At 39.4% G+C, this 15,808-nt stretch carries 14 protein-coding genes; 11 read left to right on the top strand and 3 right to left on the bottom strand.

What is annotated here, in order from left to right; genetic code table 11:
* Window positions 1–59: 59 nt before the first annotated feature.
* The 4 genes from rlmKL to NYF15_RS16270 are packed head-to-tail and all read left to right on the top strand — an operon-like array spanning window position 60 to window position 6,079.
* A complete protein-coding gene (rlmKL, locus tag NYF15_RS16285) occupies window positions 60–2,177 on the top strand; it encodes a bifunctional 23S rRNA (guanine(2069)-N(7))-methyltransferase RlmK/23S rRNA (guanine(2445)-N(2))-methyltransferase RlmL (RefSeq protein WP_371354122.1) in 2,118 nt (705 codons plus the stop codon).
* Window positions 2,170–2,403 (top strand): glutaredoxin family protein, encoded by a 234-nt coding sequence (locus NYF15_RS16280; protein ID WP_341804263.1) that lies wholly within the window; start codon window positions 2,170–2,172, stop codon window positions 2,401–2,403. Before rlmKL ends, NYF15_RS16280 begins: the two co-directional genes overlap by 8 nt.
* Before the next feature lie 14 nt (window positions 2,404–2,417).
* Complete coding sequence (locus tag NYF15_RS16275) at window positions 2,418–4,328, top strand: ABC transporter ATP-binding protein (protein ID WP_371354121.1); 1,911 nt, start codon at window positions 2,418–2,420, stop codon at window positions 4,326–4,328.
* 11 nt (window positions 4,329–4,339) lie between these two features.
* Window positions 4,340–6,079: a DUF3466 family protein gene (locus tag NYF15_RS16270; protein WP_371354120.1), complete on the top strand. Its 1,740-nt coding sequence runs from the start codon at window positions 4,340–4,342 to the stop codon at window positions 6,077–6,079.
* A 117-nt stretch (window positions 6,080–6,196) separates the two neighbouring features.
* On the opposite strand, the gene NYF15_RS16265 is transcribed toward NYF15_RS16270, so the two are convergent.
* On the bottom strand, window positions 6,197–6,703 hold the full coding sequence (locus NYF15_RS16265; protein ID WP_062568995.1) for a DUF2062 domain-containing protein: 507 nt from the start codon (window positions 6,701–6,703) through the stop codon (window positions 6,197–6,199).
* Between NYF15_RS16265 and NYF15_RS16260 the strand changes: the two genes are divergently transcribed.
* The 7 genes from NYF15_RS16260 to tcdA are packed head-to-tail and all read left to right on the top strand — an operon-like array spanning window position 6,683 to window position 14,140.
* A complete protein-coding gene (locus NYF15_RS16260; RefSeq protein ID WP_371354119.1) occupies window positions 6,683–8,953 on the top strand; it encodes a DNA internalization-related competence protein ComEC/Rec2 in 2,271 nt (756 codons plus the stop codon). The genes NYF15_RS16265 and NYF15_RS16260 overlap by 21 nt on opposite strands.
* Before the next feature lie 59 nt (window positions 8,954–9,012).
* On the top strand, window positions 9,013–10,755 hold the full coding sequence (gene msbA / locus NYF15_RS16255) for a lipid A export permease/ATP-binding protein MsbA (RefSeq protein ID WP_062568997.1): 1,743 nt from the start codon (window positions 9,013–9,015) through the stop codon (window positions 10,753–10,755).
* The gene (gene lpxK / locus NYF15_RS16250; protein ID WP_237118622.1) at window positions 10,755–11,732 is read left to right on the top strand and encodes a tetraacyldisaccharide 4'-kinase; all 978 of its coding nucleotides are present in this window, start codon (window positions 10,755–10,757) and stop codon (window positions 11,730–11,732) included. The genes msbA and lpxK overlap by 1 nt, the downstream gene beginning before the upstream one ends.
* Window positions 11,722–11,919, top strand: coding sequence for a Trm112 family protein (locus NYF15_RS16245; RefSeq protein WP_036968654.1), 198 nt, complete (start codon window positions 11,722–11,724; stop codon window positions 11,917–11,919). Before lpxK ends, NYF15_RS16245 begins: the two co-directional genes overlap by 11 nt.
* Window positions 11,907–12,662: a 3-deoxy-manno-octulosonate cytidylyltransferase gene (kdsB, locus tag NYF15_RS16240; protein WP_371354118.1), complete on the top strand. Its 756-nt coding sequence runs from the start codon at window positions 11,907–11,909 to the stop codon at window positions 12,660–12,662. The genes NYF15_RS16245 and kdsB overlap by 13 nt, the downstream gene beginning before the upstream one ends.
* 14 nt (window positions 12,663–12,676) lie before the next feature.
* Window positions 12,677–13,342, top strand: a complete 666-nt coding sequence (locus tag NYF15_RS16235) for a TIGR01621 family pseudouridine synthase (protein ID WP_371354117.1) — start codon at window positions 12,677–12,679, stop codon at window positions 13,340–13,342.
* Entirely contained in the window at window positions 13,343–14,140 is a 798-nt protein-coding gene (gene tcdA, locus NYF15_RS16230) for a tRNA cyclic N6-threonylcarbamoyladenosine(37) synthase TcdA (protein ID WP_371354116.1), read from the top strand.
* Window positions 14,141–14,146: 6 nt separating this feature from the next.
* Here tcdA and NYF15_RS16225 read toward each other — a convergent pair whose 3' ends face one another.
* A complete protein-coding gene (locus NYF15_RS16225; protein ID WP_130149797.1) occupies window positions 14,147–14,560 on the bottom strand; it encodes a SufE family protein in 414 nt (137 codons plus the stop codon).
* Window positions 14,561–14,573: 13 nt separating this feature from the next.
* Window positions 14,574–15,788, bottom strand: a complete 1,215-nt coding sequence (locus tag NYF15_RS16220) for an aminotransferase class V-fold PLP-dependent enzyme (protein ID WP_371354115.1) — start codon at window positions 15,786–15,788, stop codon at window positions 14,574–14,576.
* Window positions 15,789–15,808: the final 20 nt, after the last annotated feature.

Raw genomic sequence — 15,808 nt, 5'->3', positions numbered from 1 at the left:
GTTTTTGTTCGCTAAGCTATGCTATAATCCTGCGCAATTAGCATTTAAGGGTTTTTACTTTGCAATTTATCGCACTTACTTCTATCGGAATTGAAAATTTACTTGTTGATGAACTTACCGAACTCGGTGCAGAAGTCTCTAAACAAACCGTGGGCTCTGTACGTTTTGAAGCAGATAGTTTATTAGCACAAAAGATCTGTTTATCGAGTCGTTTTGCGACGCGTATCATGATGCTGATAGAAGAAAAAGAAGGTGTTAAGGACAAAGAAAGCCTTTACAATTTTGCGCGATTACAACCTTGGCAAGAATGGTTTGGTCCAAAGCAAACATTCGCAGTGGATTTTACAGGTACGAATCACGATCTAAAAAACACGCAGTTTTCTGGGCTGGTTGTAAAAGATGCTATCGTTGATTATTTTGCAGATCTTTATGAACAACGACCAAATGTCGATAAATTTAATGCAAACGTAAGAGTGGTCGCACGGCTAAATCGTCATGGTGTTGCTCTTTATATTGATTATTCAGGCCCGCGTTTATCTGAGCGTGGCTATCGTCAAGATCAAGGTAAAGCACCAATCAAAGAACATTTGGCTGCTGCTCTAGTAAAACGAAGTGGTTGGCTTGAGAACGTACAACAACCATTATTTGACCCATGTTGTGGTTCAGGCACTATTTTGATTGAAGCGGCCAGCATGGCACGCAATGAAGCGCCAGGGCTATTCCGTGAGGGGTTTGCTTTTGAGCGCTTACCTAGTTTCCGCTTACAGAAATACAAAGAATTAAAAGCGGAGTTAACGGCTCAAATTACTGATCCTAAATTATGGCTTATTGGTCATGACATTGATGGCAGTGTAATCGCAAAGGCGCAAGAAAATGCTGAGCGTGCAGACCTTGGCACTATTATTAAGTTTAAGCAAAGTGATGCGACCAAGCTAACGTCCGTGGCTAAACTACCAGGCGTGGTGATTTCTAACCTACCTTATGGTGAACGTTTAGGCTCGATGGCAGAGTTAGTTAACTTACACCGAGGTTTAGGTGTGGGTTTCAAAAAGCACTTTAATCATTGGAAGCTAGCCTTGCTTGGGACTGACGAAAGCCTATTTAAATTGTTAAAGTTAGTAAAACTTAAACGTTATAAATTTAAAAATGGCCCGTTAGATGTTGTTCTAAATCTCTATCAACTTGACGATAAACAAGTCGAGTTAAGCAAAGAAGACAAGCCAGCGCTTAATTATGAAGGCTCAACAGCATTTGCAAACCGCTTAAAGAAAAATAAACAAAACTTAAAGAACTGGTTAAAGCAAAATGAAGTGAGCTGTTATCGTGTTTACGATGCAGATATTCCTGAATATAACGTAGCTGTTGATATTTACGATGATTCAGCAGTTATTTTTGAATATGCTGCTCCAAAAGAGATTGATGACAATACAGCACAAAAACGTCTGCAAGATGTAATCAGTCTAACCGCAGAACAGTTAGAAGTCGCGTCTGAGAATATCGCTGTTAAAGTGCGTAAAAAACAAAAAGGCGAAGAGCAATATACCAAGGTATCAAAACAAAACCGTACGCAAGTGGTTGAAGAGTTTGGCGCTAAATTCAAAGTTAACCTATTTGATTATCTAGATACAGGATTGTTTTTAGACCACCGTTTGGCACGACGTTATATTCAGCAAAATGCACACGGTAAACGTTTTTTAAACTTGTTTGCGTATACTGGCAGTGCTTCGGTTCACGCAGCTATTGGCGGTGCAAAAGCGATTACTACAGTAGATATGTCTAAAACCTACTTAAAGTGGGCGCAAGAAAACTTTGACCTCAATGGTATTAGCAATACTCGTTATCGTTTTGAACAAGCTGATTGTTTAAAATGGTTAGAGCATGCGCAGGGCCAATACGATCTCATCTTTTTAGACCCTCCGACGTTTTCGAATTCAAAACGTATGAAAGATGCATTTGATGTACAGCGCGATCATATTAAGTTACTCACATGGGTTAAGAAAATTTTAAGTCCGAATGGCACGTTGATTTTTTCTAACAATAAACGAGGCTTTAACTTAGACGAAGTCGGGCTGATGGGCTTAGGTTTAAAAGCTGAAAATATTTCAGCGAAAACACTGTCGCCAGACTTTAAGCGTAATAAGCAAATTCATAATAGTTGGCTTATCACCCATGGCTAATTTTACTTTGTATCACACCGATGGTTGTCATTTATGTGAGCTGGCAGATGAGTTATTAAGTGCTGCAAATATACCGTTTGCAGCAAAAGATATTATGGATAATGAACAATTAATTGAGCTTTATCAAACAAGTATTCCGGTTGTTGAAAGCAGCCAAGGCAATAAATTATTTTGGCCTTTTGATACTGTCGCATTGGCGCAGTTTATTGCTGATAACAAAGAATAAGAGTAGTAATCACGATGGATTTAATCAGAATAGCCAAAGCACAACTTGCTTATGGTACACACCCACTGCTTGATGATGCTGATGCAGTCATTGAGTCGGGTGAACGTGTTTGTATTGTTGGTAGAAATGGCGCGGGTAAGTCGACCTTACTGAAAGTGCTCGATGGCCAAGTAACATTAGATGATGGTGAAATAAACCAATTAGGCGGTATCCGTATTTCGCGTTTAGAGCAAGATCCACCTAAAGGAGCCGAAGGGACTGTTTTTGATTATGTTGCTCAAGGCATGCCTGATATAGCGAACTTACTGATTGAATATCACCAAGTTAGCAATCAAATGCAGACAGATTATAACGATAAACTGCTGAATAAATTAGAACGTTTATCTAATCAACTAGAAACGGTTGATGGTTGGCGGTTTGATACGCGCATTCAACTGGTTTTATCTCGCTTAGAATTAAGCCCAGAAGCAAAGCTGGAATCGCTATCTGGCGGTTGGTTGCGTAAGGTCGCTCTAGCCAGAGCACTTGTTAGTGAGCCTGATTTACTCCTTCTTGATGAGCCGACTAACCACTTAGATATGAGTAGTGTTATTTGGCTTGAGCAATTCTTAAAAGAGTTTAAAGGCGGTATCGTTTTTATTTCTCATGACCGTGCTTTTATTCGTGCTGTTGCAACCCGTATTCTTGATTTAGATCGCGGTAAGCTCGTTTCATACCCTGGTAACTATGCCGCTTACCTTGAGCAAAAAGCGCATGATTTAAAAGTTGCAGAAACACAGAATGCGTTATTTGATAAACGTCTAGCAGAGGAAGAAGCGTGGATACGCCAAGGGATCAAAGCACGAAGAACCCGCAACGAGGGACGAGTCCGTGCTCTTAAAGCCTTACGTAAAGAGCGTAAACAGCGTGTTGATCAAGTTGGTAAAACAGATTTCAATATAGAAACGGCTGATCGTTCAGGAAAGCTGGTATTTGAGGCAAAACATATTGCCCATGCATTTAAGGATAAAGTGATTGCGAAAGATTTCTCGACACTTGTTATGCGTGGCGACCGTATTGGCCTTGTCGGTCCGAATGGTATTGGCAAAACCACTTTATTAAAAATCTTATTTGGTGATTTAGCACCTGATAGTGGAAGTGTGAAGCAAGGCGTAAACCTCGAGTTTGCGTATTTTGATCAGTACCGTCAAAAACTTGATGAAGAAGCAACCGTGCAAGATAATGTTGCTGAAGGCAAACAAGAGGTGATGATGGGCGGGCGCTCTCGTCATGTATTAGGTTACCTTCAGGACTTTCTATTTCCACCGGCAAGAGCGCGTACGCCTGTTAAAGCGCTTTCAGGTGGTGAGAAAAATCGTTTGTTGTTAGCAAAGTTATTTTTAAAACCGTCTAATATTCTGGTACTTGATGAACCAACCAATGATTTAGACATTGAAACCCTAGAATTACTTGAAGATATTATTAATCAATATCAGGGCACGGTATTAATTGTTAGCCATGACCGTGAGTTTATCGATAATACCTGTAGTTCTGTGTGGGCATTTGAAGGCCAAGGAAAAATTTCAGATATCGTAGGCGGCTATAGTGATTACGAGGCCTACGCTGCTTATTTAGCAGAACAAGAAAAGCAACTACAGCAGATAAAACAGGAAAAGCCTGAAACGAGTAGTCAGCAAGAAAAACCACAAAAGAAAAGTAATAAACTCTCTTACAAATTAAAACTTGAATTAGAAGAATTACCCAGTAAAGTGGAGCAACTAGAAAAAGCACTCGAAGCTCAGCAAATTGTCGTTAATGACCCTGACTTTTTTAAGCAAGACGCTGCTATTACAACAGACGCATTGAACCAATTAGCCCAGTTAGAGTCTGAGCTTGAAGCCGCATTTGAGCGCTGGGAAGAACTCGAAGAATTAAAGAATCAGTAGTAAGGATTAAAATGAAATATAAATTACTCGCTGCCAGTATATTAGCGACTCTTAGCACCTCAGCAATGAGCGCAACTTATCAATTGACTGAGCTAGGTCGATTAGACGGTGCAAAACACAGCTATATTACCGATGCCAGTGAAAACGGTCATATTATTGGTTTAGCGAATGGTGTCTATCGACTACCTATTGATATCTCTTATATCGATTTTGAAGATAGCGCGATTAGAAATGCATACGATGCAACCAAAGCTAGCTATGAACTTATCGACAAAGAGATCACATTTACACTCGATGATATTGAAAATAACGATGCTGTAAATACCAATGCAGATGCACATGCGTTTATGATCTCCTTTGTAACAGATGCTCGATCTGGTCGTTTAACTAATTCTGAGTATCAAAAAATATCAAGTGCGCTTACTACGGTATACACAGCTGAAGGCGCTTCTGAGCAAGTTCTTTTTGATGAACAGTCACTTGATTATGACGGTTTGACTCGCTCGACGACTAATTTATTAAACGCAGTCACTGATGATGGCGTAATGGTTGGTTGGGGCAGTGCGCCTTACGAAAAAACAGCCTTTACGCAAACGGATGAAGACGAAGAAGAAACGCACTTTTTACGTGAGTTTATCAGCCGTGGTATTGTAATAAGCCCTGACGGTGTAAAAGTGCCATTAGTACCCGAGTTTAATGAGTATGGTGGTACAAGTATCGCGACTGATATCGTGCAAAGCAATAATGGTTACATTGTAGTTGGTAGCGTATCGACTGGCATACCCGTTGACCGCCAAGAAGACATTGACGATAACTGTGACGGTGAAGATGAACCAGTATCGGACTGTATTGAAAGTTTAGATAGAAACATATCAACAGGCTTATTTGATAAACGTGCAGTTAAATGGACACTTGATAATAGCTTGAACATTACTAACACTGAGGTTTTTGGCTTAGCAATTACACCTGAAGATGACGAAGATTTTGCCTTTAGAAGTAATGCCTTAGCTGTAAATGAAAATGGTCTGATTGCCGGCACATCCGATGTACGTTACGACGATAGACGTTATTCGATGCCTGTTTACTTTGAAAATGGTGAAGTAAAACAGTTTATTAACCAAGATGACGACTGGGTAGGCGGTAAAGCGCTCGCAATTAATAATGATAATATCATTGTTGGCTATGCCAATAAGCGTATAGAAAATAGAACTCGTACTAAGTTCTTTTATTTCGATAAGAATAGTAATAGCGTTGTTTTTCCGACAGACTTTTTCACAAGCTCTAGTTCTTTAGCAAACGACATTAACGACAACGGTGTGATTGTTGGTGAAGGTGAAACTGATATTTTCAATTCAACAAGTCGTCGTCGAGAAGGCTTTATGTACACAATTGGTGAAGACAAAATTGTTAACATAAATAGCTTACTACCTTGTTACGAAGCTGATGGTGAGACCCGTTTTAAGTATACTGTTGCTGAGGCGAAAGCAATTAACAACAACAATGAGATTTTTGGTGTTGCAACTAAAACGGTTGAGAAGACAGACTCATTTGGTAATGTTGTGTTAGACGTTGATGGTAATATTGAATATGAAAGTGTTGCTGTTGCCGTTAAATTAACACCTACCAGCGGTAGTGTTGAAGAATGCCCTGCGCAAGAGATTGAAGAATACGAGCGTCAATCATCAAGCTTCCCTTGGTACACTTTATTATTACTGCCCCTTGCTGCAGTACGCCGCGCGTTCAGAAAGTAATAATCTGATACCAACATGCGATAATACTTAAATATGTTGGTATAAAATGAGTGACCATTAAAAACCCAGCTTTCGCTGGGTTTTTTTGTCTATACATTCGTTGTTAATTTGGGTACTTTATTTATGGCGATGTAGCCAAGCTTTGCGCACCGAGCGTTTCCACAGCATATCGATTCCAAAATAACCAATAATAGCTGCAGCTGTGGCGCAGATGAGTGAACCTACAAGAAATGCCGGTCCAATTGTTGTCAGGCTGTCTAAAAACCATTGCCAGCTAGGTTCAAACTGAAAATGTTGTGGTGGTTGCGCAAGTGCAATAGTGCCAACGATATATGAGCAATAAAAAATAGGTGGCATAGTCAGCGGGTTTGTTATCCAAACCGTCGCAACCGAGATGGGTAAATTAACGCGTAAAGGGATAGCAAGTGCGGCAGCTAAAACCATTTGAAAAGGAACGGGGATGAAAGCAAAAAACAAACCGACTGCAAATGCTCCGCGGGCTGAGCGTCGATTAAGATGCCACAAATTTGCATCATGCAACAAACGACCAAAAATTCTTAAATATTTATGATCTCTTACCTTGTTATGATCGGGTAAAAACCGTTGGATCGTTTTTTTAGCCATTTAAAGCAACCATTTACATCTATTTGGTTATGCAGTGGGTTTATATTCGGTTGTTTTATAACCGTTTATACCTTGCACACTGCGGCGTTTTATATACTCAGTTTTGCTATTGTTTTAGCTGGTGCCTATTTTAAGCCTTTTTCGTCAGTTTTGTTAGGATTTATTTGCGCTATTTTGGTTGTACTTCTTAACTACCACTATTTTTATAGTCTTCCTTACAAGGACTTGAAAAGAAATAAGGTCGTAGATGCAAAAATTGAAATCGTATCCATTCACTCAAGCCAATCTCCATTTTACGTAAAAGCGAAGATTATTGATTTATCAGAACAGGATAAAAACTTCAAAGCGACGCCTTTTGCTATGTTGAGTGTCATTAGTGATAATGAGCTTTACGTAGGGGATGTGTTAACCAGCAAATTAAAGCTAAAGCCATTTAGGAGTGTAAAGAACTTTGATGTATTTGATGCAGAGCGCTTTGCACTGTCCGAACGTGTATTATATGAGGGCCGCTCTGTAGGTCAAAGCGTGCTAGTCTCAGCTCAGAAAAAATCTACTACCCGTGAGTCATACCGTGGTTTTATATTTTCTATCACAGACAATATGAAGATGCAGTGGCTGTATTATGCATTATTGACCGGTGACAGAAGTAAAATCAAAGACGCTGATAAAGTTCACTTAAAAGAACTTGGTTTAAGTCACTTACTGGCTATTTCTGGTTTACACATTGGTCTAATATTCGCGATTGGTTTTTATACCAGCAAGTTATTGTTTGGTCTATTTTCTGTAAAGCATAATCAACAAAATAACCTTAATAAGTTATTTGTAGTTATTGGGTTATTGCTTGCATTTTTTTATGTCTACCTTAGTGGTTTTATTGTCTCTGCAACGCGAGCACTGTTGATGTTAGCTTGCTATTTAATAATTTATAGCTTTGCAAAGCAGCCTCTAAGGTGGCGAGCCATTCTGTATGCTTTAACTATTTTATTATTTTTTGATCCTTTTTCTTTATTAAATCCAGGGCTCTACTTTAGTTTTATTGCAGTAATAATTATTTTTTTAACATTGAACTACCGCTCTTACCCAAAATTCAAGCTAGCAAGGGGGGTGGTACAGTTAGTCATAGTTCAATGTGGTTTGTTCTTAGGGTTGTTACCGATCACGCTTTATTATTTTGGCGGGATTAGCGTCATTGGTTTGCTCATAAACCTCATTGCGGTGCCGTTACTAGGTATAATATTAATGCCACTATTAGTAGCATACTGCTTTTTATCAATACTGGTAGATTTGGGCTTTTTATGGCAATTTTTTGATGAATTTTTGTATCACGGCTACCAATATCTAACCTCAATACCTTCAGATTGGCGATGGCTAAACTTTTATTTACCTAGCTTTAATCTACTCTTATTGTTCTATGTCATTTTAGTAATACTCTTTTTCTCACCTTATAAGCGACTGGTTTTTCTTCCATTAACGTTAGCACTGATTGATTGGCATTTAACACCTAAAGGTGAATTTAAGTTAGATGTGTTTGATGTTGGTCATGGGCTTATGATTATGGTTAGTGCAAATCAAAAAGCACTTATCTACGATTTAGGACCGCGCTACTTTGGACGGTTTGATTACATAAACTCAGTACTGCGTTCTTATATTTTACGTCATAATATTGAGATTATAGCTACGGTTGTTAGCCATCAAGATAATGATCATGCAGGAGGTCTTGAAAGTTGGCAAGCTGCTGGTTTTGGTAAAACGCTTAGTACATTTCATCCAAATGGCCTTGATCAGGCCTGTGAAAAGGTGTTTTTTCAGATTGAAAATCTAAGTGTCAGAACTATCAATCATTCCACGTTGTCGACCAACAAAAATGATCAGTCCTGTATAATCATGGTGGAGAGTAAAAATCATCAATTATTATTAACTGGCGATATTTCTAAATTGGTAGAGCAAGCATTAGTTGATAGTAATGCGCGTATACAAAGCACTGTTTTGGTAAGTCCACATCATGGTAGTAATACGTCTTCAAGTTCTGAGTTTATAGAGCGAGTCGCGCCTGATATTGTGATTCACTCTGCTGCTTATCAAGGGCAGTGGAATTTTCCTCATCCAGAGGTTGTAAAGCGTTATCAGCAGCACCATATACCTCAATTTACAACGGCCAACCTAGGTCATATACGAATCACCTTTTATCAAAATGATTACCAGCTAGAATTTGCTCGTAAGTCACAAAGTTATTGGTTCGAAGAAGATTGACGTTTTGTTTTTACCCCCATAAGGCTACAATAGTCGAAGTCTATGAATAAGAGAGTGTTATGGATCAAACTACATCCCAAATTTATAAGCGCTTAATTAGTTATGTGAGTGATTATAAGCTTATTGCATTTTTTGCTATTGTCGGCATGATTGGTTACTCAGCAATGGATGCATTGTTTATCAATTTGATGAAACCATTTATTGATGAAGGTTTGAATGCCCGTAACACGCAAGTTCTAACTTATGCACCATTCGTGGTTATTGCATTGGTGTTAGGTCGTGGCATGTTTAATTATATGTCATCGTATTGCTTAAGCTATGTAGGCTCACAAGTTGTTAGAAGCTTACGTCAGCAATTGTTTGAGCATATCTTACATCTGCCTGTTTCTTTTCATGATAAAAACTCAAACGGTGATCTAATTTCAAAAATCACCTTTGATACTGAGCAAGTTCAACAGGCAATTACAAAAGCATTGCTTATTGTTGTTAGGGAAGGCGCCTTCGTGGTCTTTTTACTATTCAACATGTTTTATACCAGCTGGAAATTATCGCTAATATTCTTAGTTATTATCCCCTTAGTTGCAGTGATTGTTGCGTTCGTATCAAAACGTTTTCGCAAAATTTCAAAAAAAATTCAATCAGCTATGGGGCAAGTTACACGTAGCTCAGAGCAAATGCTATCGGGTCACAAAGTGATCCATGGTTTTGGTGGTCAAAAACAAGAAATTTCTCAATTCTCGGCAATCAATAACCATAACCGTCAGCAGCGCATAAAAATGGATGCCACTAAAGCGCTCAGTGTTTCTGTTATTCAGATCCTCGCTGCGAGCGCGATGGCAGTGATTTTATGGGTTGTGTCTATGCCTTCGATGATTGACACCATTAGCTCAGGTGATTTCGTATTACTAATTTCATCAATGATGATGCTACTACGCCCATTAAAGCAGTTGTCTAATGTCAACAGTGACTTGCAACGTGGTATTTCTGCCGCGCAAAGTATCTTTTTAGTACTTGATGAAGAAGTAGAAAAAGACACAGGAACGCATAAAGCCGATAAAGTGACAGGGCACATTGACGTTCAAAACGTAACCTTTCGTTATCCTACAAAAGATGAACCTGTTTTAAAAAACTTATCACTTGAAATTAAAGCAGGAGAAAGCATTGCATTAGTAGGGCGCTCTGGCTCAGGAAAGTCAACAATTTCGAACCTTTTACCCCGTTATTATGAGCTCGAAGGAGAGAGTAAAATATTATTAGATGGGGTGCCATTGTCTGATTATAAACTAACTGATTTGCGCAAACAGTTTGCTTTAGTGTCGCAACAGGTTGTTCTGTTCAATGACACAATTGCTAATAATATTTGCTATGGTTTAGATCGTGTTTTATCAGATGATGAATTAATGGCCGTTGCTAAACAAGCGCATGTTTGGGAGTTCGTTAAGGATTTACCAGAAGGTTTAAATACCATGGTTGGCGAGAACGGTGTGATGCTATCAGGGGGTCAGCGTCAACGCATTGCCATCGCGCGTGCTATCTTAAAAGATGCGCCTATTCTCATTCTAGATGAGGCTACATCTGCACTGGATACTGAATCCGAAAAACTAATTCAACAAGCACTTGATACTTTGATGAAGCAGAAAACATCGATAGTGATTGCACACCGCTTATCGACTATAGAAAACAGTGATTGTATTTATGTAATTGATCATGGTCAGGTTATCGAAAAAGGCACGCATTCTGAGCTTTTAAGTAAAGACGGTACTTATTCGGCCTTATGTAAAATGCAATTTGGTGAGCAGTAGTGAGTGTCATTGAAAAAAGCTGGTATAAAAAACCAAGCCTATTAACTGTTTTACTCTTGCCGCTAAGTGTTATTTTTTGGTTGATTTCAACGCTGCGAAAATACCTTTATAAAATTAATATACTCAAAGCGTTTAAAGCCCATGTGCCAGTAATTGTTGTTGGTAACATTAGTGTGGGGGGGAATGGTAAAACGCCGTTTGTTATTTGGTTAGCGCAGTATTTGCAACAACAGGGACTGAAGGTCGCAGTGATCAGTCGCGGTTATGGTGGTAAGTCAGCAAGTTATCCGCTTTTAGTCACTGATGATACAGCCACAAGTGAAGCGGGTGATGAGCCGGTTCTTATTAAACGTCGTTTAGGCTGTGTTGTGATGGTTGGCCCCGATCGCCAAGCAAGTATCGAGCAGTTACAAAACCACGACATCGATATCATTATTTCAGATGACGGTATGCAACATTATAAAATGGCGCGTGATATAGAGTGCTGTATTGTAGATAGTGAACGTCAATTTGGTAATGGACTTTTAATGCCGGCAGGCCCACTTCGAGAAGCGAAAGCACGCTTAAAGTCAGTTGATTTAGTTGTCGAAAATGGTGGCGAAACAGCATACCGTTATGATTTGAATGCAAGTCAATTTAGATTAGTATCGTCGTCTGAACAAGTTACAGAAACGCCAACAAACGGACACGCTATTAGCGCCATTGGCAATCCGGTACGCTTTGAGTTGAGCCTTGAAAAACAAGGTATAAATTTATTATCGACACATCATTTTCGGGACCATTATAATTATCAAGCAACTGACTTTTTAGCATTTGGAAATGAGCCCGTGTTTATGACTGAAAAAGACGCCGTAAAATGCTTTAGTTTTGCTAAGTCAAATTGGTATTATTTACCCGTAGACGCTAGGCCAACAGCCGCTGTTATTGAAAAATTAAATTCATTATTAAAACAAAAAGGGATCCTCCATGGCCTTTGATACAAAATTACTTGAAATTATTGCTTGCCCAGTGTGTAAGGGTAAGTTGCGCCTTGATAAAGAAAATCAAGAGCTTATTAGTACAGCTGCGAAATTAGCTTATCCGATTAAAGATGATATTCCAGTACTTCTTGAAAACGAAGCGCGTGAACTAAGCCAAGAAGAGGTTGATAAGTGGAATTCGTAGTAGTCATCCCTGCACGTTACGCTTCTAGCCGTTTACCTGGTAAACCTTTAGCGGATATATGTGGTAAACCGATGATCCAGCATGTTTATGAAAAAGCGGCTGCATCGGGTGCCAGTGCGGTGTATATTGCTACCGATCATCAAGCCGTGTTTGATGTTGTAAAGGGCTTTACAGATAACGTATTAATGACACGAGAAGATCATCAATCTGGTACAGAACGTCTTGCCGAAGTTGTTGAAAAGCTCAATCTTACAAGTGACACTATTGTTGTTAATGTACAAGGTGATGAGCCATTACTTGCCAGTGAAAACGTAAGTCAAGTTGCAAAATTACTGGCAGAGTCAGATGCACCCATGGCAACGTTAAGTGCAAACATTAATGACATAGATGACATTTTCAATCCTAATTGTGTCAAAGTTGTCAGTGATACAGAAAAAAATGCCCTGTATTTTTCGCGTTCACCCATTCCTTACCATCGTGAAGTAATGATGAACGATGATAATAGTAAACTAAATCTTGCTGACTATGCGCGTCATATTGGTATTTACGCTTATCGCGCAGGCTTTATTCAACAATATATTGCGCTACCTGAGTCGCGTCTAGAACAGCTTGAGTCACTTGAGCAATTACGTGTTTTATACCATGGTTATAAAATTAAAATTGCAGGAGCTGTGTGTGAGCCTCAAGCCGGTGTGGATACACCTGAAGATCTCAAACGTGTCATAGCCGCTTTGAGCAACTAGTAACAATGACTGAAATGAATAGGGTTCATCTTCATGCACGTGAAGATGACTTTTTTGTTTTTTACAAACCAGCAGGTGTTAGCTTTCACAGTGAAGAATGTGCTGGCTTTGTCGTGCTTGCGGAGCAACTAGTGAACGAAAAGTTATTTCCTGTTCATCGCCTCGATAAAGTGACTTCAGGGTTAATTATTTTAGCTAGAAACAAACAGGCCGCAGCGGAGTTTACAACGCTTTTCACAGCGCATCTGGTTAATAAGTTTTATATAGCCGTTAGCGATACTAAGCCTAAAAAAAAGCAAGGCTGGATTAAAGGCGATATGCAAAAAAGTCGCCGAGGGTCATTTAAGTTACTAAAAAGCCAAGAAAACCCAGCGGTTACTCGCTTTTACTCTAAAAGTATTCGCCCAAGCTTGCGTGCATATTTATTAAAACCATTTTCTGGTAAGACACATCAATTAAGAGTGGCAATGAAAAGTATTGGTGCCCCTATACTCGGTGATGCCACTTATGCAGGGAGCTTGGATGAGCGAACTAATTTGCATGCCTATGCATTGCAGTTTAGCTATAAAGGGCAGCTTAAAGAATATCGGTATGCGCATACAACAGGCGCATATCTCAATGAAGTTTTTAACGCAGACGAATTCAAAGAGTGGCAGACTCCTTGGACGTTGGATTGGTAAATGAAAGAAACAACACAAGACATTCGCTTTGGCGGTATTAAGCGTTTATATGGTCATCAACAATTTGATTGGCTGCAACAAGCACATTTTTGTGTCATAGGTATTGGTGGCGTAGGCAGTTGGGCTGCTGAGGCGTTAGCACGTACGGGGGTTGGTCAACTGACATTGATAGACCTAGATGATATATGCGCAACCAATGTTAATCGTCAAATACACGCTTTGACTGGCACCGTAGGTGAAGCAAAAGTCGAAGCAATGAAAACACGTTGTGAGTTGATTAACCCAGATATTAAAATTAATGTTATTGATGACTTTATAACGCTAGATAATATTCGTGAGCATATTCAAGGTTTTGATTATGTGATTGATTGTATTGATGCCGTAAAAGAAAAAGCGGCGCTAATTGCCCATTGTAAACGTATAAAATTACCCGTTATCACAACCGGTGGTGCCGGTGGACAAACCGATCCAAGTCAAATCAGTTTTGGTGATGTTGCTAAGACAACGCATGATCCACTTCTTGCAAAAGTCCGTTATATCTTACGAAAACAGTACAACTTTAGTAGCAATCCTAAGCGTAAGTTTAATGTCGATTGCGTTTATTCGACCGAGCAACTTGTCTATCCAACCTCAGAAGGTGACGTTTGCCAAGCAAAACAAGGTGCAGATGGTTCAATGAATATGGACTGTAACAACGGTTTTGGGTCTGCAACCATGGTTACAGGCAGCTTTGGCTTTTTTATTGCAGCCAAAGCGATTAGAAAGTACTTAGATAAAAAACAGCGTAGTTTAAAGTAACGTTTTTTATCGCTTTTGCTCGGCCATGGTTTGAATTTTATCGACCATGGCTTTTATGCCATTACCACGAGAAGGGCTTAAATGGCTAATTAGACCAAGTCGTTCAAATTCATCATACGCATTTATTTGAGTTGCTTGCTGTGGTGTTAGACCATTGTATAAGGCTAAAATTAATGCCAGTAACCCTTTAACAATTCGAGTATCGGAATCTCCAGCCAACACTAGGCTATTCTCCGTGTGATCAAACTCAATATATAACCAAACTTTACTTTCACAGCCTTTAACTAACGCATCATCTACCTTTAGCGCTTCAGGCATAACGGGTAGCTGTTTACCTAATAGCATTATTTGGCGGTACTTTTGTTGCCAGCCTGCTGCATTTTCAATGTCTTTTGTTACGGCTTGAAAAGGTGAATTCATGTTTTATCCAAGTTTAATCTAATAATTCAATACTATTTTTAAGGGCGGTGACAAGTGCATCAACGTCCTCTTTAGTATTGTATAAAGCGAAGCTGGCTCTAACAGTCCCCGAAATTGATAATTGGCTCATAATCGGTTGGGTACAGTGATGACCACTTCGTACAGCAACACCAAAACCATCTAACAAAGTCGCTAAATCGAAAGGGTGCTCATTTTTGTAATTAAAGCTGATGTTACCAATGTTATTGTGATGTTGAGAGTAAATGGTAATACCATCAATTGCTGATAATTGTTTTATCGCATAACTGAAAACTGTATGCTCATGTTGACGCATCTGCTGAAAATTTAACGAAGTTAAATATTCAATTGCCTCATTAAAGGCTATGACACCCGCAATATTTGGGGTTCCTGCTTCAAATTTTCCTGGTGCCTCTCGAAAAGTACTTTGTGTTAAGCTCACTGTTTCAATCATTTCGCCACCTGTTTGGTAAGCATCAAGTGAATTTAACAATTCAAAGCGGCCGTATAAGCCACCTAAGCCTGTTGGGCCAAGCATTTTATGTGCGGAAAACACATAAAAATCACAATCAATTTCTCGTAAGTTGGGGCGTAAGTGCATTGCAGCCTGTGCACCATCGATGACTGAAATAGCATTAATATTTTTACATGCTTTGATGATAGGGGCTAAGTCTGTGATATTCCCCAGCGTGTTTGATGCATGTGTGATAGCAACGACTTTGGGCTTATGTTGTTCGATAAACTCTGCGCAATGTAGAGCGTCAATGACCAAATCACTCGTAATTGGTAAAACAATTAATTCAGCGCCAATGCGCTTCACAAGTTGTTGCCAAGGCACAATATTCGCATGATGTTCAATAGATGAAATAGCGACTTTATCACCCGTTTTCAGTTTAGATGTTAAGCCGTTCGCAATTAAATTAATCGACTCAGTCGCCCCTTTCGTCCAGACTAGCTCATTACTTTCTACCTGAAAATAGTCGGCAAGGCTTGTACGGGCTTGTTCATACTTACGAGTTGCGTTGTCACTAAGAGTATGACGACCACGGTGTACATTAGCGTTTTCCGCACTGTAAAAATGCGAGAGTGCATCAATGACCGTTTGAGGCTTGTGTGATGTGGCTGCTGAATCTAAGTAGACTAATGGCTGCCCATTAATTTGTTGCTTAAGCAGAGGAAAGTCAGCACGTATTTTTGCAATATCAAACATGGAAGCCCTTTTACAGCGTG

The organism is Pseudoalteromonas sp. 68 DY56-GL68, assembly GCF_041414825.1.
GTDB lineage: Bacteria > Pseudomonadota > Gammaproteobacteria > Enterobacterales > Alteromonadaceae > Pseudoalteromonas.
This window is presented reverse-complemented; position numbering and strand designations above follow the sequence as displayed.